Origin of the sequence: Bradyrhizobium sp. CSA112 (assembly GCF_029051645.1) — a bacterium.
In the GTDB taxonomy this organism is placed as follows: domain Bacteria; phylum Pseudomonadota; class Alphaproteobacteria; order Rhizobiales; family Xanthobacteraceae; genus Bradyrhizobium.
Map to the genome: position 1 here is coordinate 66,730 of NZ_JAACFS010000033.1, position 22,861 is coordinate 89,590.

Genomic DNA, 22,861 nt, shown 5'->3' on the forward strand with positions numbered 1-22,861 from the left:
TACATCTCGCTGATTTGATCAATCGTGCGGTCTCAAATCGTGTGATCGACGCCGGAACCGAGCACCAAGCGGGCCTTGCGATGGATGCGCGGAACCTCATTCATCCCGGTAGAGCACTGCGCTCGGGCGAAGCATGTAGTAAAGCTACAGCATTAGCTGCACTGGCTTCGGTCTATCGCCTCATTGAACAGTTGAAAAAGCTGGCACCGTAAATCAATTCTCGCCTTGAGTTCATGCGACAAGCCGAACCGTCTCTTTTGATTGATTTCCCGCCTAAAGCTTATCGATCCACTCCTGGATCTCAGTCTTTATTTCTTCGAAACTGGGTGGGTCATCATAGTAGAGAGCGCGACTGCGGTCATAGGCGTTCGCATACAGGGCCGTCGTTTCGGCGTCGCTCAGAAGAAAAGCTTTGTTCCCAGCGATGTTCTGGTTGTCGCCCTAACGAAATCGCTTTTGTTTGTGCTGCTTGTATCCTTCCGTGCCGATGAATTCCTGAACCTCCGGACGTTGGAGCAGTTCGTAGACATCATAGTAGTGCCGCATGAACCCGACCGGATCGCCGACATCGGATTGCTGATTGCGAAACTTGGTCGAGATCGTCTGCAGCTTTTCTACGAATGTGTAGCTAGGATCATAGCAAGGCACCGCCTTGGCGGTTATCGATGATGTCGACGTTGCTGGCGACGGCCCGGTCATAAAGCCAGGAACTGATATCCTCGGGTGTGTTTGGCGCGACCTTGTCAAAGCCGGCCTCGAGCAGGACGCCGTCCCTCAGCCCTTCCCGGTTCAGCGATGCTCGTGTAAATCAGACGGATTCCTGCGTTCCGATAATCGGGCACATCATCAAACGCGGTATCGCGCTCCACCTTCGTGATGCCGTCGATCTTGATCATTTGGGCCAGCCAGTCGAAGAAGTCCTTTCTGGATCGGATATGCGGCGGCTTGTTGTGGTTCTTGCCGGTCTTCACATCCCGGTCGGAGGTTCGATGAGAATATCGATGTCCTCCGAAAACCGATTGATGATCTGATGTCCTTTCGAAAGGGAAGTTCCACCCTTCAGCCGGAATGTGAAGCCGAGCTGCTGCAGCCCGTAGAGGCAATGCATGATCCAGTAGTCCTTTTCGACGAGCGGTGGATCAATGCCCTTTACTTTCGCCACAATCCGGATCAGGTCAGCAAACTGAGGATGATTGTGGAGGAAATCACGCGGCATGCAATTCGCTCGCCCTTAGCGCACGCTCGAAGAATTTCTTTGTTCGCTCGTTCCCATACTCGCGGACGGCGCGACGCAAGCGCCGCCGGTCGGACGACGCGGCGCGTTGCACTACCCGCTTGAGAACCTCGTCCTTGGCTTCCGCGAGCTGATCAACGTTGTTGACGAGGTCAATAAGGAGAAATTCCTTTGTAAGCGACTTTGGAAAGCGCGGCTTCACGCGAAACGCAAACTTGCGGCTGCCTAGCTGAAAGTCCCCGTGGCGCTTGTGGTTGTAGACGACGGTCTTGTCATAAAGCTGCGTCGTGCCCACTCCCAGACTGTTGTAGGCATTCGGCGAAGCCAGGAGAAATGTATCGTCCTTGAGAAAAGCGCTAACGACTTCCTTGTCAGCAGCGGGAGCCGGACCAAACACCGTTTCCTTTGGATAGGCGTAGAGCCCGCCCGAAAGCTTCTTGAGGGTACCGCTCTCAACCAGCTGCTTGAGATGCCGATCGACAGAGGTCGACCAGCGCGCCAGATCCGCGCGCCGATAGGCTTGGCCGGGCTACAAGTGCCTTTTGAGGGTATCGAACTTCGTCATGGTCTGGAGTATAAGTCAAAACTGACTGTTTCGGGTTTCTCATTGAAAATCCATGCAATGTATGGTCATAGAAGATGCCTAAAAGCGATCGGATCCGAAGCAAGGGCGCAACGCATTCGTGAGATTAGGTCGTCCATTTCGTATCTGGTTGACGGATCTTGTGTCTCGTCCTCGAACATCTGGTCGGTTTCGTCTTCCCTCAGAGCTTCGCGACGATCTTCCTGGCGCCACTGGCTCGCGATGCTGCGCATCACCTGTGAAAGGAATGCTGGAAGCTGGACTTCGCTGGGCCACAGCCGCCGCCCCAACAAGATGCGGTCGAGCGCCTCGTAGAGAAGATCATCCGTATCATGGTAGCGTAGGCCGCTGCCCAGGCGCGGGCTAACAACGACAGGCGCACGAGGTCGGGCCCGCGCAAGCGGCCGATGATGCGGCGAACCTCGCCGAGGGAAATATGCGTCGCCTCATCGTCCATTGATTGCCGACCAGGCCTCCAATGAGTGTTGCGCTGCAGGTGGCCTTTCCGGGAAGGCTTTGCGAAAATTTTTCGGAAAGTTACCGACGGCGACCGATCGACGCGAGTCTCGCCGGGCACCAAAAGAGGCTTGGTGATCGATGCACAACGCCTTCTGATAATCTAAGTCTATGTTATTACTGGGATAATTATAACTGTCTTGAAATGTCATCTGACAATCATTACACTTATTACAGTTGCGCGGAGGTATGGGCCATGACTGACGTGGTCACCAAGCTCAAGATCGATGACCGTGATCGGGAAGAGGCAAAGAAGGGCGCGGGCCTGCTTGGCGGGCTTGCAGCGCCTGGCGGCCTGTTCTTCACAGATCCCTCCGGGAAGCCGATCCTGACAGAGATGCCTGCATCGCTCTTGCGAGCGGTGCACGATTTTCTCGACGCCATCTCGCAGCCGGGCGAAACCTTGGTCTTCAAGGCGGAGCATGAGGTTTCCCCAGAGACGGCAGCCGAGATGTTGGGCATCTCTCGTCCCGTCGTGTACAAGCGCATGGATGCGGGGAAACTGCCGTTCCGGCAGGTAGGCACCCATAGACGAATCCGTGTCGCAGATGTCGCGCGCCTGAAGCAGCATGAGGAGCAGCGCCGGAAGGCTGCGGCTGAAATAGCTGCCGATACCGAGGATCTCGAGGCGAACTATGCCGAGACCGGTAACCGGGCTCCTTGATGCAAACGTTCTATACTCGAACGCACTTCGCAATCTCCTGCTTCAGCTTGCGTTGAATGACGCGTTCGAGGCCCGGTGGACGGATCGCATCGAAGATGAGTGGCTCCGCAATCTCGAGGATCGGACGAGAGATCGGGTTTCGCAGCGAACCCTGCCGCTCATTCGCAAGCACTTTCCGGATGCGATCATTTGCGATTTCGACGCCGACCAAGCTATCAGAAGTACGGATCCCAAAGACCGCCACGTAGCCGGTGCAGCCGTCGCGGTGCAACCCTGTGCACTGATCACAAACAATCTCAATGATTTCGATGCAAGCGAGCTCGCAAAGCTCGGCGTCCGAGTGTTGTCGCCGGACGATTTTCTCGTTGAGCTATTCGACGAAGCACCGGGCTTTATCGAAGCCGCAACACGAGAGGCGGCGGCCAACCTTACGAAGAGCTTGCCTTCCTGGGACGAATATATTGCCGACCTCGAGCTCAGAGCGGGGTTGACAAAATTCGCCGCGCGATTGCGTTCGTTCGACCACCAGACAAGTGGTTCCGATCTTGCGGCAACAAAGGAGCCCGAGTGAGAGGATCGCTCAGGTTTTGAGGAGCGTCTGCAGGTTTGCGCGAAAATTCGCTCATACCCGAGGGTGGGCCCCTTGATTAGCTTGGATCGCTCGACCCGAAAGTCGCAAATGATACGGCGCGCTCAGCAGCAATAGAAAAAGTGCCCTATTGGCTTCATAGCTGGCAGCGGATCGGTTGCTTCCTGAACCCGTCATGACCAGCGCGCCTTCGATCGTGTAGAGCGACCACAACCACCTTCGCCCGTGCCGCTTCAAGAAAACATTGAAGGTTGGAATTCGATCAGACATGATCAAGTCAGGGCGTCAATTCAAGACGATTGTGCGTTTTTGGTCTTCAGAACTCTAGAGCGACTTTCAAGCGAGCTTTCTCTAGGCGATGCCTGAGTGCAGTGAGCCTGTTAGCCAGCTCGGTCAATTCGTGAACACCGGAATCACCAAAAACAAATTCATCGAGCGCTTCCTGTTGTGCGGCGACGCTCGCGAGATGCTTGTAAGTCTTGTCCGTCAGCGACATCTGCACGACCCTGGCATCGCTAGTGGAGGGCTTGCGCCGCAGGAAGCCCTTCTTCTCCAACAGCTTTGATTGGGTCGTGACGAACGAAGGGTCGACGTGCATCAACTGCGACACCACATTGACCGGAACACCGCTTTCTCTGTCCAACTCCATCAAGGCCATCAAGATCATCCACTGTGGACCGGTGATGCCAAGTACATTGGCCTGGAATTGGCGAAGTCCCTCCAGACACAAATTGATGGATCTGATTTCCCACACGAATCGCCGGATCACCTCCTGAATCTCAGGGGGACTCCTGCCGACCTCTCTTGTTGGGCTGGGCAAATCCGGCAGCATCGATGTCTGGAGTTCCATCCTTGAGTTTGCTTCCCTTAGCGACGAGCTGGGCACCCCGCTCGGCCGGCTGATCGTCTGCCGCAAGATCCGGGGGCACTCTTCGAAGATGTCTTCCGGAAAGCGCTTGCACCGGCCTCGCAGACCTAAATACTTCCGCAATTATCGGACAATTGATGTGGTGAAATCCGTCGAAAGAGGCGCTCGAACGCGGAATTTAAGCGTCAACGCAGGACACGTTGCATTTATCAATATCGACATGTCGTTACTGTACAGGATCGAACGTAACTCTGTTGCACGAGCCGACTGTTGGAGCCGGCAAAGACAATGACGCCGTGCGGCTCGAGAGCGAAATAGTGCGGTCCCCGGAACGTCAACGTTCCGTGGAATGGTAATTCTCCGTCCATAGCGAGCCAAGCCAACTTTTTGGCGTGTGGTCCAATTGGCGGTGCTCGGTGCCTCATGCCCAGCCTGGTAGGCCTCTGCGAAAACCCACTCACCAAATAGGTTTCTGTTCAATCGGAGTTCGCCTTGGGACGCTTCTACTTTCACCTAAGTGCCGGCAACGAAATAACGCTCGATGAGGAAGGAACAGAGCTACCAGATTTATCTGCGGCTGAGAATGAGGCTGTACTAGCCACACGCGAGCTTTTAGCCGAAGCGATCAAGAGCGGTATGCCAGACGTTCCAGAGGTTTTGGTCATCGCGGATGAAGCTGGGCGACCGCTCGCCAGCATACCGTTCGCAACCGTTCTGCCGAGGTCCCTAAAGAAGTAGGGCGCTTCAGTTGGCGGTCTCATCATCATCCTGACAGTATTGCCGGTCGCGAAGATCCTTATTGCAGATTTATCAGGGAGCAGATCTTCCTTTTAAGGTCGGCACGATGAGGATTGGTATCTTGTCTGCCGTCATGCTGAGCATCGCGATCCTGCTATTCTAACCTATTCCGGACTACCACCTGCGTATTTGTGATCGAGAACGTGAATTGACTTGGATCAATATTGCCTGCTGCCTAAGCGCACTAGCGTTGTGGTGCCGACTTCGAGGAGGATCCAATGCGCACTTTGGCTTTGACAATTCTGACCCTGGGTATGGCTTTGGCAGCATGGCAAGCCCGGGCTCAGACCTATGATTTTTCGCCCGCGCCTGCTGGGCCGGATAGCTACTGCTTGCAAGGGCGCATATGGGGCTATCCCGGCAATTGCCAATTCTCCAGCTACGCCCAATGCATGGCCACGGCGAGCGGTACTAACGCCTATTGCGGGATCAATCCCCAGTACGCGTTCGCGCGCCAGCGGCGCGGCGCCTATCGGGACCGATACTGAGCGGTAGTGAAGCAATATCGCAGCAAGTAGCGGTGTGATGAGATCACAGCGCGAGTTAATCGAGAACGCGACGGGGCGGCCAGTGAGAAAGGTCGTGTCCCCCGTGATGGTGTAGCTCGGTCGAGCAAAGTCATGAGCGCCGCCAGCAGGCAGTCGCCAGGGCCCAAGCGGCATCGAGCAGGGCAGGCGGGAGCACGACAGGAGGGGTCGCCGAAATCGAAGCCCAGTGCGCCACACTCGAAAAGCGGCACAAGCCGAAGAGACCCGTTGGGAGAAGCAGAAGGAGAAGCTGGAGACCGCTCTGCGCCGGGCGGGGCAATAGCAGCGGCGAGCGGTGCCGACCGGTAGCCCTTGAAATTTTCTGGCGCGCTTTAACCTTCGTGAATCCTGGAACACGCGGCGTTAGTTATCCTCGGTCTGGACGACTGAGGGGCAATCTCCGATGTTCGACGCCCAGACCACCGCGCTACTGCGCGGTCCTCGACGATGCCTGTCAAGGCGTGTCGCGGTACGAAACCGGCACCCGAACGCAGGTGGCCGCGAAAATCCTTGAAGCGGCAAGGCGGGGCGGGACCACGGCCGACAGCCTGAAGCGGGTCGGCCGCAAGGGGCGCTCAGCGAGGCGCCCACGATGTGGCGGTGAGAAGCCTCGGAACGATCGCCGACCGTCGCGGACGGCCGCCTTCCGGCCTCGGTGACCCGATACTCAATCTCGTCCAAGGCGAGCGGCTCCGCCTTGACGAGCCCCAGTTCGATCAGCCGTGGTCGAAAAACGGCGTGCTGGTCCAGGGCGCGGACGCGAGTCGGTTCATGAATTCCAGCTCCAGATCGGTCAGCGTCATCATCGGTTTCGATTACTCCCAGGGAGCGCCCGCCTATAATGGACGCATTTGCCGCTGCCCGCGACACGGCTGTCCAGATGAACGACACCTTCATTGTCCGCGTGTATCAGCATGGCGCGTGCATCACACGGAACCGGAGGCCGTCGATGGGACGGTCTCGGGGCGGATTGACCAGCAAGATTCATGCACTCGCGGATACCAGCGGCCTGCCGTTTCGGCTGGCGCTGACGTGTGCCCCGACATTGGTGTAAATGTCTCGGCCTCTAGCAACCTCGCTTGTTAGGCCTGGAAACGCCGAAGAGCTGGTCTCTTTCACGGCCGGAATTCGCAAACGTGGATATTCTTTGTCGTCGCCGTAAGACGGCGAACCGTCCGCCGATCACGCTGGAAAAATGCGTTCTTTCGTAGCAGCAGCAGGAATAGTGCAGTGAATTCGAGTTATGTTTTATGTATTGAACGTCGAACGAAGGCAGCAAGTGGCGCTCTCCTTGCGCTGCACTCGAGGATGTTTCATGCGCAATCATGATCTTGTCTCCGGCAGCCTGCTGGCACTGACCGCGGCGGGCCTTGCGCTGCTCTGCTCGAGCCTGCTCGCTTTTGCTTTCATTTAAAGCCGATGCCTTGGTCAAGTTTCGCGCCGCGTGGACGCGCGCTTTGAAATAGAGGATGGCCTGTGTCTCTGGCGTATCGCGGCTAATAGCGTGCTGACGGGATAGCATCCTGACTGATTACCAACTGCCTGTCGGGAGGAGGCGGAAGCGAGGCGCCACCCGGAGGAGTAATTCGTGTCTCGGCTTTCTAGATCGCTCTTGAAGGTGCTACTGAACGGCGTGAATGTATGAACCGAGATAAGCGAAAAGCGAAGCGCATTCAATTTGAACATGAGTACCGAGCCACTCTCTTGGGCGCTGATGGCACCTGGCGGCGTGATTGCGTACTCGTTGATGTTTCTGAGACGGGCGCGTGTCTTCGAATAGATGGATCGACAGATGTCCTGAGATCACGTCAGTTTTTCCTATTGCTTTCAAAGACAGGATTGGCCTTCCGGCGGTGCGAGTTGGTCCGGTTAAACGGCCAGGAGGTCGGCGTACAATTTGTGACAAGCCGGACTATTCGCACGCGCCCGACACTCCGGGCGATGTATCCAACCTCAGCCTCAGACTAGCGCTACTTTGGCAGGCTTGGCGATTGATTGGTGAAACTGGTTTCCCGAATGGCGGCTCTCTTCAGCTTCCGTTTCTCCCAGTGGGTATCTTTGCGCTTAGAATTGAACACCCACTCGACATAACGGTTCACTGGGACGATCTGGCCGGGATAGGTTCGCGTCGGGGAAGCGTATCTTTACGCGCATGCGGTATGGTTTATTGTCAACGACGGCGAGACCTATGAACTCACTGCTTGAAATTCGACCAAACCACTCTCGCTAACATGACGGCGGCGCTTGAATATGCTTGTCGGAAGCTTCCGCCGGACCGGGACCATGAGTCCATTCGAAAATTTATTGCCGAACAGATCATCGCGGCGGCTGAGACCTCCGTTGGCGATCTGACGAGTACTGGTCTCAAGGTCGTAAACGGCTATCTTTTCCCGCCGGGGCACTCTTGGCTGAAGGCTCTCAGAGGGTAGCTGAGGCCTTCTTCGGGCAGATTTGCACCGGCGCCCTTTTTGCTTCCAGGCCCTTATCAGTCAGGCGGTAGGCTAATTCACCTGCGGTACCGCGGCTCTCGATCCAGCCTTTCGCAAGCAAGTTTTGGATTGTCTTGGGTGAGTTCGCTAGGGTGAAAGCCTTGATCCAGGCACCGCCACGGAGGCGTTGCATGACCTGTCGCTCTCGATGACTCGGAAGGTTCATTTCGCGTTCCCGACGCCCAACCACCGCGAAGAATCGTAGCATGCTACTTTCGCGGCGGACGCCGTGAATTTTTTCGCCGCTGTCCTCTTTGCGCCGCGCTTGATGCGCTTATCTTTGCATAAAACGAAATATCCCTTGGCACAATGCCGAAGCGCGGCTTAAAATGTCATTTTCGGCAACATTTTAGGCGATCCATGAACTATTCCCAAATGAAGGACGAACGCCTATTGGCGTTTTACGAGAACGTCCGTGAGCAAGTCGTCTTAGATGCTGGAAGCCGCTACCGCTTTGCTGGTGATGGGGTCCGCGCCTACGCGGACGAGCTTCGCGAAGAAATGGAAAGACGGAGGCTTCGGTTCACGCCAATTGATTGGCACCACCGATGATGGAAACCAAGATAGAGGTGCCGCACCACTACGCGAACTCGGCGCAATCGGAATTGATAATGCCGAAAGCGCGCTGGCGCTGTTCTTCGATGCAGTGAGTAAATTGGGCGCGCCGACCTCTGCGCAATCGCTCGCCCTGCTAGAGCGAATTGTTGCAGTGCGGATGGATTACGCCCGAAAGGTTGCGCGCGCCATAGATCGTTCGGAAGCTACGGCATTACAGCTCGCGTTTTGCCGGTCGCAAATCGACATCACGACTGAACTTATTCGTGTCGTTTCGGGCTCGGTTGACTAGTGCCAGCAAGATCATCAATCAAACGTGAGAATAGCCGGATAGCTACCGGCGCGAAGATCATCGTCGTATTTTGTTGCGCGAACTGCAACGCAGGTTACAAAGCAACGCAATATCGTCAGGTGTTGCAGGACGTTGGCACGTTCAGATGCCAGGTGTGCGGTGTCGAGGTCTATTCGTGGTCCGGCGACTATGACTACATTGACTGGACCGCCATCAAAGCAAAGCTGAAGCGGCGCAAGAAAAGGTAATGATTAAAAATGGACTCTATTCGTTGAGCGCTACAGCACACGACGGCACAGCCGCTGAAGTCGGCGGCGTCCTGATACTGCGCGATGACCAGATACACGGCGGCGACGCCTTTGCGTTCTACATGGGGAGCTATGAGTGTTCCGCTGGAAGGCGGCAGGGTAAAATGACTAGTCAAGAACAGACCCCGACCGAGCGACCGATGGCGGCCCGGGTCCAATACATCGGATTCCTTGGGACCTAGAATGATGCCAGTGCCAAGGCGGATGCAATGGCCCTCGTTGGCGAGCAAAGCGTTCGATACGATGCAAAGTTACGCTTGTTGGTAGAGGCTTAGAAATCTGGCCGTTGTAATAGGGCCCGAACAGCGTCTTCCTTATCCGCACCCCGCTTTACGATCATAAGTCCATTCGACAGCGGTCTTTGTAGCGCCTTCCCGTCACCCCACGGCGCGCGCATCCGCACGTCGCGGTGTTCGCCCGCAGTCGAGATCACCGGCATAGCCTTTGGGAGTATCGGCTCCGCGACTGCGTTCGCCGATGTCGTCAGGAAACCGTAGACGAGGTGAGGGCCTATGAACTCGGTCCAGATGCCAGCAAATGCGAATAGCGGGCGGCCATCATTCAGGGTAAACCAGACGACGTCCTCTTTCTTGGTCTCGGGGTTGGGCTCTGAGAGTATTCGGCAAAGCTGTTCACGGGCACCAAGCAGCGGCTGTCCGGCTTCAGCCAGCCGCGCCAGTGCGGCGGCGAGGTGTTCCGGATGTTCGTGACCGGAGGGACGGCAATCCTCGGTGGCGGCCGCATACCCCAGCGCATCATCGTTAGCTCAGTGCCGTTGTCGGTGCTGCGGATAGTCGGGGAAGACCCCCGGCATTGGGGCGAGGTTTCCAACGTAGCGATTGATCACGCGGAACAGCCGGATGATCGCTTCCTGATTTGTTGTTGTGATCGAATAGAGGTTATGCCGACGTCGGCATAATCTCTACTATGCCGACCTCTGGATTATGCCGACCATTGGCCCAGAACTGTCTCTGGCTGCGGTGATCGCGGCGTCGGAGTCGGCATAATCCGATTGATCTCACGGGCGTGTAGTCTCCCTCTTGCCAATTGAAGGGAGGCTTTCATGTTGATTGATCTGTCACGAGTTAGGGTTTCGGGTCCGCTTTCGGCATTCGCGATCGGGTTTGCCGACCACATGACAAGACAAGGCTATAGCCAACAGCAGGCCCGCATTCAGTTATTGCTGCTAAACCGCCTGAGCAATTGGCTTGTGAGCAAGGGGCTCGATGTAGGGGAACTACGAGCAAAGGAAGTAGAGCAGTTTCAGCTCAGCCGTCATGAAGCGGGTGACAAAACTCTTCGCTCTATCAGAGCGATGCAGCCGATCCTCGGTTACCTGCGCGGTCTTGGGATCGCACCGGCGGCTTCGTCGCCTCCGGTCAGCGGAGTGCTTGAAGCGGCCCTGGCGCGATACCGAGGTTACTTGCTACTTGAACGTGGCATCAGGAATGTGTCAGCGTCCCGGTATATTGAACTGATGCGCCCCTTCCTTCAAACCAAGGTCTTGCCGGACGGCCTTACTCTAGACCTTCGAAGCCTGACGGCGGCTGACGTCATTTCTTTTGTGGTGACAAACTGCCCTCGCCTGAGCCCAGGGACGGCCGGGCTGACGGTGTCGGCCCTTCGATCACTACTCGGTTTTCTTTACGTCGACGGCGCTATCGATCGGTCACTGGTGTCTGCGGTACCGACCGTTCCCGGTCGGCGATTAACCGGATTGCCGAAGGGATTGGCCGCTGACCAAGTGCAGCGGCTTCTGGCGTCCTGCGACACCAGCACCCGAAGTGGCTGTCGTGACTTCGCGGTCCTGACCATGCTTGTTCGCCTGGGCTTGCGGGCAGGCGAAGTCGCCAAACTGCAACTTGAGCACATCGATTGGCGAGGCGGCGAGATCGTGATTGCCCACAGCAAAGGCAATCACTCCGAACGACTGCCATTACCTGCAGACGTCGGCGAAGCAATCGCGGCTTACTTGCATCACGGCCGTCCCGCAAGCGCGCAAGGCCGAATGGTGTTTGCACGGATCACAGCTCCGCATCACGCTCTCACCACTGGCGCGGTAACGCAGATTGTTCGCCACGCTGGCGAACGGTGCGGCTTTGAACGGATCCATGCTCACAGGCTGCGTCACACCGCTGCGACTCTGATGCTACGCGGCGGTGCATCGCTGCCCGAGATCGGACAACTCCTGCGCCACCGCAACGCCATTACGACATCGATCTATGCCAAGGTCGATCGCGATGCTCTGCGGTCGATCGCTCGCCCCTGGCGGTGTCGTCGCATGAACGCTCTCCGCAAGGCTCTCGCAGACTACTTTGTGGTTCGCCGCGCCCTCGGCTTTAAGCTCTATCGAGCCGAGAAGCTCCTCAGTCAGTTTCTCACCTTCGTCGAGGATCGCGGCGAAGATCATCTGACAACCGAGGCGGCGCTCGCTTGGGCGACACTCCCTAAGCGCGGTCGAACCTGGGCGTTTGCCCGGCTTTCCGTTGTTCGCCGCTTCGCTAAACACCTGCGCGGGATCGACCCCGCGACCGAGGTGCCCCCGACACACTTGCTGGTGCAGCAAAAAGGCCGAGCCACCCCCTACCTATATTCGGAGTCGGATATCGCGGCCCTCATCGCCGCAGCCGGGACGCTGCGGACACCGCACCGAGTGGCGACATTTCGAACATTGATCGCTTTGCTTGCAGTGACCGGAATGCGGGTTGGGGAAGCGATCGGCCTCGACCGCGACGATTTTGACTCCGTCATTGGACTACTCACCATTCGGAACGCAAAGTTCGGCAAGTCTCGCCAATTGCCGCTGCATCCGAGCACCGTGGCTGCACTGGTTGATTATCTGCGTCGAGACGACCGTCCGAAAAACTCGTCGAATACGCCGGCACTGCTGGTCACTACGGTTGGCACCAGGTTCCGCTACATGGGCGTCCAGCCCGTCTTTCGTCAAATTGTGGATGTCGCCGGCCTCAAGCCGCGCTCTGCCTCATGCCGTCCGAGGCTGCATGACCTGCGGCATGGATTTGCCGTCAATACCATCCTTGACGGATATCGAGATGGCAGGGAGCCGGGGAACCGGATCGCGTTGCTGTCGACCTACCTCGGCCACGTCGATCCTGTCAGCACATACTGGTATCTCTCAGCTGCGCCGGAGTTGCTGACGCTGGTTGGTGATCGTTTGGAGCGGCACCTCGGAGGTGCCGCATGACCGCGCTTGCCCCAACCCTGCAAGCGTTCTTCACGGAACGCCTCATCCGCCAGCGCCAAGCTAGTCCCCATACACTTGCGGCCTACCGGGACACGCTGCGACTGCTGCTGGTCTTCGCGTCTGCGAGGAAAGACGTCGAACCTTCGAAGCTAGACATCGACGATCTTGATGCGCCGCTCATCGGCGCCTTCCTCGACCATCTTGAGAAGCAGCGGGAGAATAGTGCGCGTACTCGCAACGCTCGACTTGCCGCCGTCCGTTCGCTGTTCCGGTACGCAGCGCTTCGACATCCCGAGCATGCCGCCATAATCGAACGCGTGCTTGCCATTCCACGCAAGCGTTTCGACCGGAGGCTCGTCACTTTCCTGATCGAACCGGAACTCGATGCGCTTTTCCGCGCACCCGACCGCTCGACCTGGACCGGGCGGCGCGACCATACCTTGCTTACGCTCGCGGCCCAAACGGGCCTGCGTGCGTCAGAATTGATCGGCCTTCGCATCAGCGATGTTCATCTCGGCACTGGCGCCCATGTCAGTTGCACGGGGAAAGGACGGAAGTTGCGGATCACACCGATTACCTCGGGTATGGTCGCCCTCCTGCGTGTTTGGCTCGCCGAGCGCGCGGGTCAGCCGACGGAGCCACTTTTCGTCACCCAGTCGGGGACGTCACTCAGCCGTGACGCCGTCGAACATCGGCTCGCCAAATACGTTCAGATCGCCACCCGCGCCTGTCCGTCGTTGGGACAGAAAACCATCAGCATGCATGTGTTGCGTCATAGCGCCGCGATGCGACTGCTGCGGGCAGGAATTGAAACCTCGGTGATCGCACTTTGGCTCGGCCATGAGCAGGTCGAAACCACCCACATCTACCTACACGCTGATATGGGAATCAAGGAACGCGCACTGGCCGCGACAGCTCCAACGGTAGCCACTCCCGGTCGTTTTCGACCGAACGACAAGCTTCTCGCATTTTTGGAGGCACTGTGATTATGCCGACTCCAACGCAGCGATCGCCGCCGCCAGAGCCCGTTTTGAGCCAATGGTCGGCATAATCCAGAAGTCGGCATAGTAGAGATTGCACATCATCAGTCTAGGTCGCCCGGCCAACAGGCTGAAGCAGGGTTATGATTTCGGGATGGTGCGTCAGACCGAAGCGATTGACCCACAACGGACTCTGGCCACCAGCGCGAGAAACTACGCGGGTATGGGCGCTCTGCGGTCCGGAGCAGTCTAGGACGCGCCTATGTAGAGTGCCGTCCAGCGTTTTCATGTATCGTCCGATTTAACCGGCGGAGATAAGAACATGCGATATGCTTTGGTCATCGCGATGCTGCTTGGGTCGACGCTGCTTGTGCAGGCGGAGCCTATCGATCGTGACAAGTGGATCGCGCAGACTGGAAGAGCGAGCAAATCCTGCCTCGCTAAATTTCGGCAGAAATTCGGGGAAGACAAGGGCCACAATTACTCAGGCTGTGTGACAAATCAAACTAACAAAGCGATCGATGACTGCGTTGGCGGTAGTGAGTTTTCTAACTGTGTTTTAGAAAAATCGTTGAGGGTATTGGAAGCCTGCGACCTATCGAGTTGCTGAAAATACACGTCTCAGGTTGCCTTACCTAGTGCCGTGAAGGAGCCTCTCGCAACCAACGGCGGTCGCCTAAACCTCTTCGGTGTACCGCCCGTGCTCGTAGATGGCGAGAACTACCACGGGCTGCGCGAGCCCAATCCTCACGAGGCCTTCGGCAACGGCCCGCATCATTGCGCGGGCGCGCACTTGTCGCGGCGAACCGTTGGCGTCATCCCGCTGCCCATGCCGTCCGAGCGTTTCCCCAACATGACCTTGCCTGATCCCGCAAATACTTCCCTTTTAGGACAACTATTTCGGATTGTGGTCAGCGTACACAATCAATCGCAATCGGATCGATCCCTGCGCCGGCATATGCGTATTGATCGATCTGATCTCCCACATGAATCGGCGGCCCACCTCCTGAGTCTCAGGAGACCTATCGCCGACCTGTCTTGCTGGGCTGGGCAAATCCGGCGGCATCGTATGTCAGGAGTTCCATCCTTCGTTGATTCCCTTAGCGCAGACCAAAAATATTGACAATGCTGTCCGCGCGAACCAATTCACAGCGCGCTCAGATCGTCCGGCACTTCGGCGAACTTCCGGATCACCTTGGCGTCAGTGAAATCGCCGATGGCTGGGTTGCCGCAGCGGCTAAAAGCGAGGCGACGAAGCCTGGCTTGCGCGAGAGCGCCTGGCTCGCATCACGGCGGCGTTCTGCAAAAAGCACCCGACGGCTTCACCGACCATTCCGTCGTCGGAATACGCGTGCGCCATGGCCGAAAACCTTTATCCGCCAGGTGCTGCGCGCGGCCTAGAAGCCTGGACAACCGCCGCCGTCACGAGCTGCGCTTCCTGACCACCCCGCTCGGCCGACTGATCCGTGACATCCGCCGCCGGCCATTCAAAGATGCCTTCCAGACGCGCCAGCCTCGCAGATCCAAATCGGTGTGGTGAAATCCGTCGAAAAAGACACTCGAACGCGGAATTTAGGCATCAACCCGGGACCCCTTGCATTTATCAATATCGACATGTCGTTACTGTACAGAGTTAAACGTAACCCTCTTTCACGAGCCGACTGTTGGGGGTCGGCAAGGTCAATAATGATGCGATCTCAGTTCGGCGAAACAGCATAAGAGCAGGACATGGCTGGGCATTTCTACCGACTCCGCATGGGCATCTATGCGGAGACGTTGTTTCGGCGCAGCAACCGCGTGAAGCGGGAAAGGATCTGGCTGCAGTACAACGTGATGCGGCTGGGAAGCGAACTAAGGCGGTCCGAGCACTGGTCCAGTGCGGCTGGCCAGCCAGGCCGGCATCGAAACGATGCAGCCGAAACCGTCGCCACGCTGACGTAACCCTTGTGCTGGCAAGAATGGTCCGCCTCTCCATCCGATCCAATCTTGGGGCGACTTCAGCGCTGACTCCGGAAGCAAGCCTAAGCCCCATCGATCTTTCCCTGACGAATCCCATTTAGAGATCAAAGTCAGTGTCGCCTCCAGAGAAGCAATCCAGTTTCACCTCCAAAAGCGAAAATCTGCACTATCGCTAGACCAACGAGGCCATCATGTCGGACGACAAGCCGGACGTGCGTATCCATATCGATCAGAAACCGCTTCACTCGCCGAACCCGACGACAGGCGTTGGCCTTTATGAACTCGGGCAGGTTCCCGAAGGTCAGGTGCTGTACAAGGGGGGCGAGGGTAACCAAGAAGACAGGTTAGTGCGAATCGACAGTCCAAAGATCGATCTCACACAAGACCAGCACTTCCATCGTGGTGAAGCCCCCGAAAAGCATTACGTCATTATCGTCAACACCGACCCCGTCGTCGTCGATCATGATGTCTTGACGTTCGATGAACTCGTGAAAATCGCCTTTCCGGTTCCGCCGACCGGGCAAGACCCGGAATTCACGGTGAGCTTCGAACACGCAAAGAGTGTCCCGCATCACGGTGACCTTCCTCCAAACGGCACGGTTACCGTGAGAAAACATGGCACCATTTTCGATGTCGATCATACCAATCGATCGTAGCTCCGATTTAGAACTGTTGCGCAGGGAGGGATATAACGTCCAGGTAACGGGCGCCGGCTACCTGGTCGTTCACGACGTCCCCTATGTCAACAGCAAGCGTGAAATCGCGGTCGGTGCGCTGGCATCGAACCTCGATCTTGCTGGCGACGTTACGGCTCAGCCGCAAGATCACACGGCCAAATTTATCGGCGAATATCCTTGCGACAGTAACGGTAAGCCGCTCGAAGTTCTGAAGCATCAGAGCGGATCGTACGATGTTGGCCACGGGTTCGTCGCCCAACATTCCTTTTCCCGAAAGCCGGCGCGCGGGCACTATGAAAATTACCATGAAAAGATGACGGCCTATGTCGCGCTCCTCGGTAAGCACGTTGCTGCCATAGACCCTTTGGTCACAGCGAAAACTCACAAGGTCATTGAGCCTGAGGACGACAACTTACCATTCAATTACCTCGATACTGCGTCCGCAAGAGCGGAAATCAACACAATTACCGCGAGGCTTGCGGAGGATGCGATCGCAATCGTCGGGGTTGGCGGAACCGGATCGTACGTGCTCGATATGGTCGCCAAGACTCCCGTCGAGCAGATCCATATTTTTGATGCCGACCGCTTCTTGACACACAATGCTTTCCGGGCGCCAGGCGCACCCGAAATCGAAGATTTGCGAGCGCAGCCGCTCAAGGTGGAATACTTCGCGTCGATTTACGCCCGTATGCATCGTGGAATTATTCCACATCCCATCCATATCGATGCGACCAACGCGGATAAGCTAGGCAGCATGTCCTTTGTCTTCCTTTGCATGGAAGGAGGAGCTGCGAAGCGCGCGGTCGTGGACAAGCTGGAAGCGCTCGGGACGCCGTTCGCGGACGTCGGAATAGGCTTGTATGCCAAGCGAAATTCAATTGGCGGTATGCTCCGCAGCATCCTTAGCTTACCCGACGCCCGAGAACGCGCGCGGTCTCGCATATCGTTCGCCACGGACGACGCAAATAATGAGTACGACAAGAATATCCAAGTTGCCGATCTCAATGCACTTAACGCGTGTTTGGCTGTAATCGCTTGGAAGAAGCTGCGTGGCTTTTATTTCAACTTGGGTAAGGAGCGTTTTGTCTCTTATACAATTGCAAATAGCCTTCTCGCGAAGGGTGATTCCATATGAACAGGATCGATGCCATCCGGCCCGAGCTCGTCGAGCGCATACCCAAAGTTCTCGACAACGGAGTTATTTACATCTCCCTCAAGTTCCGCACGGCGGCGCATAACTGCTGTTGCGGATGTGGCACTAAGATCGTGACACCGCTCAGGCCCGGCCGGTGGCGGCTAGAAACTGAGGACGGGGCCGTAAGCCTAACTCCGTCCATCGGCAATTGGAGCGCGGGCTGCCAGTCGCACTATTGGATCAGGGACAATCGCATAGAATGGGCGCCCGCGTTTACCCCGAAGCAGATCGCGGCCAACCGGGCCAGCGACCAGCGCGCGCGCCAGCAGGCTCATACCGAACGCTACAGGAGAGAACGAGGCTTCTGGGGACGTCTTTGGGACGCAATCAAAGGTCTGTGGCAAGCGTTTATGAACTGGTTCTGATGTCATTCGACGAGTACGCTCCGCGTGCACGCGCGAACAACATCATGTTGTCACTCAGGTGAATTTCCAGGTCACAGTCCTGAAGATCCTGCTGAGCTATCCGGAAGGCTTCGCAAGGATGGCGGAGCTTAAGCGCGACATGGCCATTTTAGCGACGAGCGGTCGGGACTGGGCCGAGCGCACCAAGAGCTTGGCCGCCCGTGTGCCGAACCTCGACATCTTTTCGCAAGAACTCGTTGAGCGCATGAACGGTGGCTGGCGCATCACCGAAAAGGGACGTGCCTTCCTCAATTTCATGGAAACGCGCCCGATGGCTGCGGAGGTGCCGGTAGAGACGGAGGTGGCCGCTCCCGAGCAACCGAAGCCGATGAAGCGCAATTGCCTCCCGTCGAAGCAGGCCGGCTGACGGCATGAACGTCAGCACCTACCTCGTGCGGCCGGCAAGCGAAGACGCGCAACCAGGTCTTGCCCTGCGCTCTTCGCTCGCAGTTTCGGATGGACGCGCCCCACCTCGGCCTTTGGCTCGCAGGTGAGGGAACGCGAAGATGTCCCCGCTAGGTCGAAGGGCCGAACTACCCATCTTCGCTGTCTACACGGCTTGCCGCACGCGAGCGGTTTCTTCATCATTCCCACCCTGAAAGGGATCGAACTCACCTCTGTCTACCTCGCCGGCCTGGGGTCGATGCGGTCAGCCGTAGATCGCCTCCCTGCTGTTCGGCGCGCATGCGCCAATCTTCGAGGACAAGGCGCGCGGTCGTGAGACCGCTGGGCATGACAGAGTGAGAGGAGCGCCCAACTTCGCCGTCACGGGTTCATAGTCGCGAGAGAGGCTCGCGACAGCCGTCGCGGAGAATCGCCTTCACTTGTCGGTTTCTGCTGTCCCGATTTTTTTGTTCAATCGGCTGCACAAGCTTGATCAGTGACATAAGGGATTTTGTCGCGAAAGCTTACGGGGCGTGATTTTGCTCGTTTGAGCGATCTTCAAATCCTTCGAATGCATCCCGGACAACGGCCTCGATGCTGGCATCGTCCGTTAGCTTCTCGAATTCGCGCTCCCTTCTTTTCTTGGAAAGCACGCCCTTGTTCTGCCGGATGAACAGAAGCAGGTCGTCTGCAAGGCGATCCGGCATTTCAACCGTGTCCATGATTTTGCGGCGGGCTTCGTCGTGACGGCGCAGATAATCGATTTCGTGCGGCAGATCGTGCTCCACCGTTCTCTTGACGCACTGATACAAAAATTCCGCTTCGTCGGTGCAATCGAAATAGCAGTAGAGGTCGGCGGTATCGTTCAGCACTTCGACATTCCTGTCCGATGTCGGTTTCCAGTCGATAAACTCCATCAAGGGCCCGGAATGGGACTGCAGGGTAGTGCGGTAGTCATCAATCCGGTCGAGCATGACGGACGACACCGGAAACACCATGCCTGGCGGCGTGAATTTCCGCTCCGCCAGAACATGGTGGATGAGGCAGCGATGCAGGCGTCCGTTGCCGTCCTGAAGCGGATGGACATAGACGAACCCGAAAGCTGTGCTTGCCGCTTGTAGAACGGCATCAATCCCGTCATCGCGCATACGCGCGTTAGCGTCGATCAGGCCTTTCATGAGGCTGGTCAGGTCGTCGGGTCTGGCGCCGATGAACTCAGGCAGCGGATTGTTCTCATGGTCTTGCTCACCCAGAAAAACGCCATCTGGCCGAAGGCCTGGATGAATGAGCCGGGTGTCTTCGATGAGGACGCTATGTAGCCGCACGATCTCTTCAAGGGTCAGAGCATGCTTGCCTGCCTGCACGACAGCGCGTCCCCACCGCTCCAGCCGGTTCCTGGGCGGGCGTTCGCCTTCGATCTCGAAGCTTGCGCGGCTATCGGCGAGCAACAGAAAACTCGCGGCGCGGGAGACCACATGGCCGCCGGTACGCCCGACGGTCTCGCGGGCCTTTTCCGCAAGACCACTCTCTGTGAGAGCAACGAGCGCGGAAGTCCTTCGGATGACTGGGCTGAAATCTTTCGTTCCGAGCAGATTGTTGCGAACGCGGTGCCGTTTTGACAGCTTGGGCTTGCCTGTGAAATAAGCCTTCGGGTCGAACAAATCGACAGCTGCGACGTTCGGGGTATCCGGAATGTCGAGCGTCTCGCCAGTTAGCATTTCGTAGAGGAACCAGACCCGGCGCGCGGGCACACCGGTTGGTGCCGCTGTGACGAAGTCACGGATTTCTGCCTTCGGGACCGCCTTGAACACGCGCTTGAGCACGAGGAGATCGAGGTCTTCGTGGCGCAGGGCAAAGGTGAGGTGATCTGCAAAATTGTCGCCGGGCCAATATCTCTTGTCGAACAGCCGCCAGTCGTCTTCATCCCGGTGGCTGCCACGGATATGCTTTTCCGACACGGCGCTAGGCCGACGGACGGGTGCCGCAACCGATAGTATCTGGACCAATGCTGACAGCCCGACGAGTTGGGTCTCGGTAGGCAGCGCCTTGCCTTGGAAAGCCTTTGTCTCCGCAAAGTTCAGCCGCATGGTCGAAAATCCATATGGAACGTCGAATTTTGCCGCTAAAATAGTAACATTGTCGAAAACAACTTACCGGCTCTCGGGTCGAAAATAAACCCAATTTGTCATTTTCCGGCTCAAAGTGATCCGAAATGTCGAAAATCGGGCTAATTGGCAATAATTTGCCAAAAAGAGGCTTCGTGAGCGAGGGCTGGATATCCCTGCTTTCACTCCCGGCTAGCAATGGATCCGCCTCGAACTTGGCCCTTCTTGCTAAGCCTCTCTGAGCAAAAAAGGCGGCCATCCTCAAACTGGCTGCACACCCCTAACATCGATGCAACAATTCACGGCCAGCCAAATACCGGCCATGAGCCCTCGGCCTCGTTCTCGACGGTGAAGTGAAAATCCCTCAGGCGGCTCGTTTCAAGCATCCTCAGCGTGTCCGAAAACTCGCCGCGCGTGAGGGCTGAGAGACGGAAGATGCTCCCTCTTAAAGAGATGGCCCGCGTCCGGAAATTCCGTCACGGCAAACCAATCCGATCGCTTACTTGGCGGCTACGTTTCGAGTCCAACGAAACTCGCTTCCGCAAACGCACTTCTCTGTGCCGGTATCTGTTCGGTGCTTCCAACAGTCGCCAAAACTTGATCGTACAAAACGGACACACAATCTCATCACGGCCATATGTGTTCGGGTAGTCGTCTGAGAGGTCGTACTGCTCTTTCCCTATCGGTTGTTCGAGGTCATACGGTCTTGGTGCGAGCTTTTCTTTACGAGTTCCTCAATCCACTCTGCGCCAAGTTCTCGGAACTCTGCTTCGGCGAATGACGAAATCAGTATCATCTCGTCTTGACCTACGACGCGGACGTAGTTCGGCCCCATCGGGCATCCATTGTGGCCCAGTAATCCCAAGTACATTGGCCTGGAATTGGCGAAGTTCCTCCAGACCCAAATTGATCGATCTGATTTCTCATTACGAATCGTCGGATCACCTCCTGAATCTCAGCAGCGCCACTGCCGACCTGTCTTGCTGCGCTGGGCAAATCCGGCGGCATCGATGTCAGGAGTTCCATCCTTGGTTCGTTTTCCCCTTAGCGCAGATTAAAAATGGGGACAATGCGGGTCACCCGAACGCAATGAGCGCGCGGACCGTTGGGCACTTCGCCAAACTCGCGATCACCTTGACGTCGGTGAAACCGATCGCTGGGTCGAAGCCAACACAAGTGCATAATCGGCGTGGTGAAATCCGTCGAAAATGACGCTCGAAAGCGGAATCTAAGCGTCGATGGGGCACGCGTTGCATTAAACAATATCGACAGATCGTTACTATCGAGCGTTTAGCATGGCCCTCTTCACGACCGGGTTAAGCCCATCTCAATTCGGTGAAACAGTACAGGAGCCGTACATGGCTAGCCATTTCTACCAAGTTTGCATGGGTGCGTATGGGGAGACGTTGTTTCGGTCCAGCAAGCGCGACGCGCGGCAAGCGATCTGGTTACAGTACAACCTGATGCGGCTTGGGAGCGAAGCGTGCGGTCCAAGCACAGTTTCCACTGGGAGCGCACGCCGGCCTACTGGGCCGCTTCTGCCATTAATTTGAAGCCGTAGAGCCGACCACCGGTTATCGCCGACGCTCAAAGCGTCTCCATTCTCGCTTCGTCCCCAACGGGGATTGAATTGATCGCACCCAAGGAACATCTGCGCAACCCAATCGGCGCACATAGCGCCTGGATGCCTGAGTGCGGGAAAGAAGCAGCCCAGCCCAAGGGTGGCGTGGCTCAGAGCCAAAGAGTTTGCGCGAGTGCAATTTCTGGTTTAGGAGCCCGCTTGATTACCTGGATGAAGAGTAATTGTCTGTGCGTTCTGGACTTATATTTTTGATCTTTGTGGTGGGGCTAATAGCACTGCTGTATTTGCCCGAGCCTGAGAACGACGACACTGTTTTAGTTTGTTCCGTCGCGTGTCCCAATTAGGACAATGCCACAATTTCAGATGCCGGCCCGTCCATCGCACATTCCCAGCTACTCTTGGGAACGTTACCTACGTAAAAGTCGATGCTCCCGTCCTTAAGCCGCGCCTGGACGGTCTGATACGTGAGGCCTTCGACAATATGCAGATTGACACCAGGGTATCGTTTGCGGAAAGCACTGAGCATGCGCGGCAGCATCGCGACGTGAGGCTCCGTGGAAAGACAGGCCACGACGCTTCCATCGACGCCCCCCGGTGCTGCTGGATTTCCTCGCGGGCGCGGCCCAATTCACTTGCGGCGATGCGGGCGGCGCAGGAAGATCTTGCCCATAGGCGTAAGTACTGTGCCGCGCTTGCGTCGCTCGAAAAGGGCGGCGCCGAGTTCGTGCTCATGGTTCGTGTGAGCATCCGCCAACTAGTCTTACTGCGTCATAAATTTCGATAGCTGCTTTGACTTGAGATTGCCCTGATGCAACAAGGGCATCGAGATAGTGTAGACACGAGAGCAGCGTTCAGTCTTCTCCGAACGGTCGCAATCGAATTTGGAACGTGTCGTTCAGGCCGCAATGGCGGATCCCCTCGGCCGATAAGTTTCGGGAATTGCAGCT

The 22,861-nt window shown here is 56.9% G+C and carries 20 protein-coding genes and 3 pseudogenes; 16 read left to right on the forward strand and 7 right to left on the reverse strand.

The window, feature by feature from the left end; all coding sequences use genetic code 11:
• Nucleotides 1-441 precede the first annotated feature (441 nt).
• From GWE18_RS33515 to GWE18_RS33530, 4 genes are read right to left on the reverse strand one after another with little or no spacing between them, the layout of a single operon-like run.
• Complete coding sequence (locus GWE18_RS33515) at nt 442-699, reverse strand: nucleotidyl transferase AbiEii/AbiGii toxin family protein (protein WP_057903016.1); 258 nt, start codon at nt 697-699, stop codon at nt 442-444.
• Nucleotides 700-743: 44 nt separating this feature from the next.
• Entirely contained in the window at nt 744-971 is a 228-nt protein-coding gene (locus tag GWE18_RS33520; protein ID WP_057903017.1) for a hypothetical protein, read from the reverse strand.
• Nucleotides 968-1,216, reverse strand: a complete 249-nt coding sequence (locus GWE18_RS33525) for a nucleotidyl transferase AbiEii/AbiGii toxin family protein (protein ID WP_275189952.1) — start codon at nt 1,214-1,216, stop codon at nt 968-970. Before GWE18_RS33525 ends, GWE18_RS33520 begins: the two co-directional genes overlap by 4 nt.
• Nucleotides 1,206-1,631, reverse strand: coding sequence for a hypothetical protein (locus GWE18_RS33530; protein WP_275189953.1), 426 nt, complete (start codon nt 1,629-1,631; stop codon nt 1,206-1,208). Before GWE18_RS33530 ends, GWE18_RS33525 begins: the two co-directional genes overlap by 11 nt.
• Before the next feature lie 898 nt (nt 1,632-2,529).
• Between GWE18_RS33530 and GWE18_RS33535 the strand changes: the two genes are divergently transcribed.
• From GWE18_RS33535 to GWE18_RS33545, 3 genes and pseudogenes are all read left to right on the forward strand, one after another.
• Nucleotides 2,530-2,997: a helix-turn-helix domain-containing protein gene (locus GWE18_RS33535; protein WP_213257546.1), complete on the forward strand. Its 468-nt coding sequence runs from the start codon at nt 2,530-2,532 to the stop codon at nt 2,995-2,997.
• Nucleotides 2,969-3,235: pseudogene (locus GWE18_RS33540) on the forward strand (hypothetical protein); the annotation flags it as partial. The gene GWE18_RS33535 and the pseudogene GWE18_RS33540, both read left to right, overlap by 29 nt.
• Nucleotides 3,236-3,340: 105 nt before the next feature.
• Nucleotides 3,341-3,568, forward strand: a complete 228-nt coding sequence (locus GWE18_RS33545; protein ID WP_275189966.1) for a hypothetical protein — start codon at nt 3,341-3,343, stop codon at nt 3,566-3,568.
• A 334-nt stretch (nt 3,569-3,902) separates the two neighbouring features.
• On the opposite strand, the gene GWE18_RS33550 is transcribed toward GWE18_RS33545, so the two are convergent.
• Nucleotides 3,903-4,418 carry a MarR family transcriptional regulator gene (locus GWE18_RS33550; protein ID WP_275189964.1) on the reverse strand — a complete coding sequence of 172 codons (516 nt, stop codon included), beginning with the start codon at nt 4,416-4,418 and terminating at the stop codon, nt 3,903-3,905.
• 528 nt (nt 4,419-4,946) lie between these two features.
• On the opposite strand from GWE18_RS33550, the gene GWE18_RS33555 reads away from it, so the two are divergent.
• The 5 genes and pseudogenes from GWE18_RS33555 to GWE18_RS33580 all read left to right on the forward strand — a co-directional run bounded on the left by GWE18_RS33555 (nt 4,947) and on the right by GWE18_RS33580 (nt 9,115).
• Entirely contained in the window at nt 4,947-5,192 is a 246-nt protein-coding gene (locus GWE18_RS33555; protein WP_057900968.1) for a hypothetical protein, read from the forward strand.
• 314 nt (nt 5,193-5,506) lie between these two features.
• Nucleotides 5,507-5,740 carry a DUF3551 domain-containing protein gene (locus GWE18_RS33560; RefSeq protein ID WP_213256728.1) on the forward strand — a complete coding sequence of 78 codons (234 nt, stop codon included), beginning with the start codon at nt 5,507-5,509 and terminating at the stop codon, nt 5,738-5,740.
• An 877-nt stretch (nt 5,741-6,617) separates the two neighbouring features.
• Nucleotides 6,618-6,809, forward strand: a pseudogene (locus GWE18_RS33570) (IS5/IS1182 family transposase); the annotation flags it as partial.
• 611 nt (nt 6,810-7,420) lie between these two features.
• Nucleotides 7,421-7,747 carry a PilZ domain-containing protein gene (locus GWE18_RS33575; protein WP_082656127.1) on the forward strand — a complete coding sequence of 109 codons (327 nt, stop codon included), beginning with the start codon at nt 7,421-7,423 and terminating at the stop codon, nt 7,745-7,747.
• Nucleotides 7,748-8,701: 954 nt separating this feature from the next.
• Nucleotides 8,702-9,115, forward strand: a complete 414-nt coding sequence (locus GWE18_RS33580; protein WP_275189954.1) for a hypothetical protein — start codon at nt 8,702-8,704, stop codon at nt 9,113-9,115.
• A 579-nt stretch (nt 9,116-9,694) separates the two neighbouring features.
• Here the strand turns inward: GWE18_RS33580 and GWE18_RS33585 are convergent.
• Nucleotides 9,695-10,312, reverse strand: a pseudogene (locus tag GWE18_RS33585) (SOS response-associated peptidase family protein).
• A gap of 174 nt (nt 10,313-10,486) precedes the next feature.
• On the opposite strand from GWE18_RS33585, the gene GWE18_RS33590 reads away from it, so the two are divergent.
• The 8 genes from GWE18_RS33590 to GWE18_RS33630 all read left to right on the forward strand — a co-directional run bounded on the left by GWE18_RS33590 (nt 10,487) and on the right by GWE18_RS33630 (nt 18,210).
• On the forward strand, nt 10,487-12,628 hold the full coding sequence (locus GWE18_RS33590; protein WP_275189955.1) for a tyrosine-type recombinase/integrase: 2,142 nt from the start codon (nt 10,487-10,489) through the stop codon (nt 12,626-12,628).
• Nucleotides 12,625-13,614: a tyrosine-type recombinase/integrase gene (locus tag GWE18_RS33595; RefSeq protein WP_213290882.1), complete on the forward strand. Its 990-nt coding sequence runs from the start codon at nt 12,625-12,627 to the stop codon at nt 13,612-13,614. The genes GWE18_RS33590 and GWE18_RS33595 overlap by 4 nt, the downstream gene beginning before the upstream one ends.
• A 316-nt stretch (nt 13,615-13,930) precedes the next feature.
• Nucleotides 13,931-14,218, forward strand: coding sequence for a hypothetical protein (locus GWE18_RS33600; RefSeq protein WP_275189956.1), 288 nt, complete (start codon nt 13,931-13,933; stop codon nt 14,216-14,218).
• A gap of 1,118 nt (nt 14,219-15,336) precedes the next feature.
• Nucleotides 15,337-15,549 carry a hypothetical protein gene (locus GWE18_RS33610; protein ID WP_057849677.1) on the forward strand — a complete coding sequence of 71 codons (213 nt, stop codon included), beginning with the start codon at nt 15,337-15,339 and terminating at the stop codon, nt 15,547-15,549.
• A gap of 209 nt (nt 15,550-15,758) precedes the next feature.
• Complete coding sequence (locus GWE18_RS33615; protein WP_108522617.1) at nt 15,759-16,223, forward strand: multiubiquitin domain-containing protein; 465 nt, start codon at nt 15,759-15,761, stop codon at nt 16,221-16,223.
• Nucleotides 16,183-17,379: a ThiF family adenylyltransferase gene (locus GWE18_RS33620; RefSeq protein ID WP_275189957.1), complete on the forward strand. Its 1,197-nt coding sequence runs from the start codon at nt 16,183-16,185 to the stop codon at nt 17,377-17,379. Before GWE18_RS33615 ends, GWE18_RS33620 begins: the two co-directional genes overlap by 41 nt.
• Complete coding sequence (locus tag GWE18_RS33625; RefSeq protein ID WP_275189958.1) at nt 17,376-17,804, forward strand: DUF6527 family protein; 429 nt, start codon at nt 17,376-17,378, stop codon at nt 17,802-17,804. The genes GWE18_RS33620 and GWE18_RS33625 overlap by 4 nt, the downstream gene beginning before the upstream one ends.
• Before the next feature lie 58 nt (nt 17,805-17,862).
• Entirely contained in the window at nt 17,863-18,210 is a 348-nt protein-coding gene (locus GWE18_RS33630; protein ID WP_275189959.1) for a hypothetical protein, read from the forward strand.
• Nucleotides 18,211-18,751: 541 nt separating this feature from the next.
• On the opposite strand, the gene GWE18_RS33635 is transcribed toward GWE18_RS33630, so the two are convergent.
• A complete protein-coding gene (locus GWE18_RS33635; RefSeq protein WP_275189960.1) occupies nt 18,752-20,314 on the reverse strand; it encodes a Fic family protein in 1,563 nt (520 codons plus the stop codon).
• Nucleotides 20,315-22,861 lie beyond the last annotated feature (2,547 nt).

Coding starts and splice junctions, on each gene's coding strand:
- GWE18_RS33610 (WP_057849677.1), top strand. CDS start 15,337: ATGGCTGGGCATTTCTACCGACTCCGCATGGGCATCTATGCGGAGACG.
- GWE18_RS33560 (WP_213256728.1), top strand. CDS start 5,507: ATGGCTTTGGCAGCATGGCAAGCCCGGGCTCAGACCTATGATTTTTCG.
- GWE18_RS33550 (WP_275189964.1), bottom strand. CDS start 4,418: ATGCTGCCGGATTTGCCCAGCCCAACAAGAGAGGTCGGCAGGAGTCCC.
- GWE18_RS33615 (WP_108522617.1), top strand. CDS start 15,759: ATGTCGGACGACAAGCCGGACGTGCGTATCCATATCGATCAGAAACCG.
- GWE18_RS33595 (WP_213290882.1), top strand. CDS start 12,625: ATGACCGCGCTTGCCCCAACCCTGCAAGCGTTCTTCACGGAACGCCTC.
- GWE18_RS33580 (WP_275189954.1), top strand. CDS start 8,702: ATGCTGGAAGCCGCTACCGCTTTGCTGGTGATGGGGTCCGCGCCTACG.
- GWE18_RS33620 (WP_275189957.1), top strand. CDS start 16,183: ATGGCACCATTTTCGATGTCGATCATACCAATCGATCGTAGCTCCGAT.
- GWE18_RS33535 (WP_213257546.1), top strand. CDS start 2,530: ATGACTGACGTGGTCACCAAGCTCAAGATCGATGACCGTGATCGGGAA.
- GWE18_RS33625 (WP_275189958.1), top strand. CDS start 17,376: ATGAACAGGATCGATGCCATCCGGCCCGAGCTCGTCGAGCGCATACCC.
- GWE18_RS33525 (WP_275189952.1), bottom strand. CDS start 1,216: ATGCCGCGTGATTTCCTCCACAATCATCCTCAGTTTGCTGACCTGATC.
- GWE18_RS33590 (WP_275189955.1), top strand. CDS start 10,487: ATGTTGATTGATCTGTCACGAGTTAGGGTTTCGGGTCCGCTTTCGGCA.
- GWE18_RS33635 (WP_275189960.1), bottom strand. CDS start 20,314: ATGCGGCTGAACTTTGCGGAGACAAAGGCTTTCCAAGGCAAGGCGCTG.
- GWE18_RS33515 (WP_057903016.1), bottom strand. CDS start 699: ATGACCGGGCCGTCGCCAGCAACGTCGACATCATCGATAACCGCCAAG.
- GWE18_RS33600 (WP_275189956.1), top strand. CDS start 13,931: ATGCGATATGCTTTGGTCATCGCGATGCTGCTTGGGTCGACGCTGCTT.
- GWE18_RS33575 (WP_082656127.1), top strand. CDS start 7,421: ATGAACCGAGATAAGCGAAAAGCGAAGCGCATTCAATTTGAACATGAG.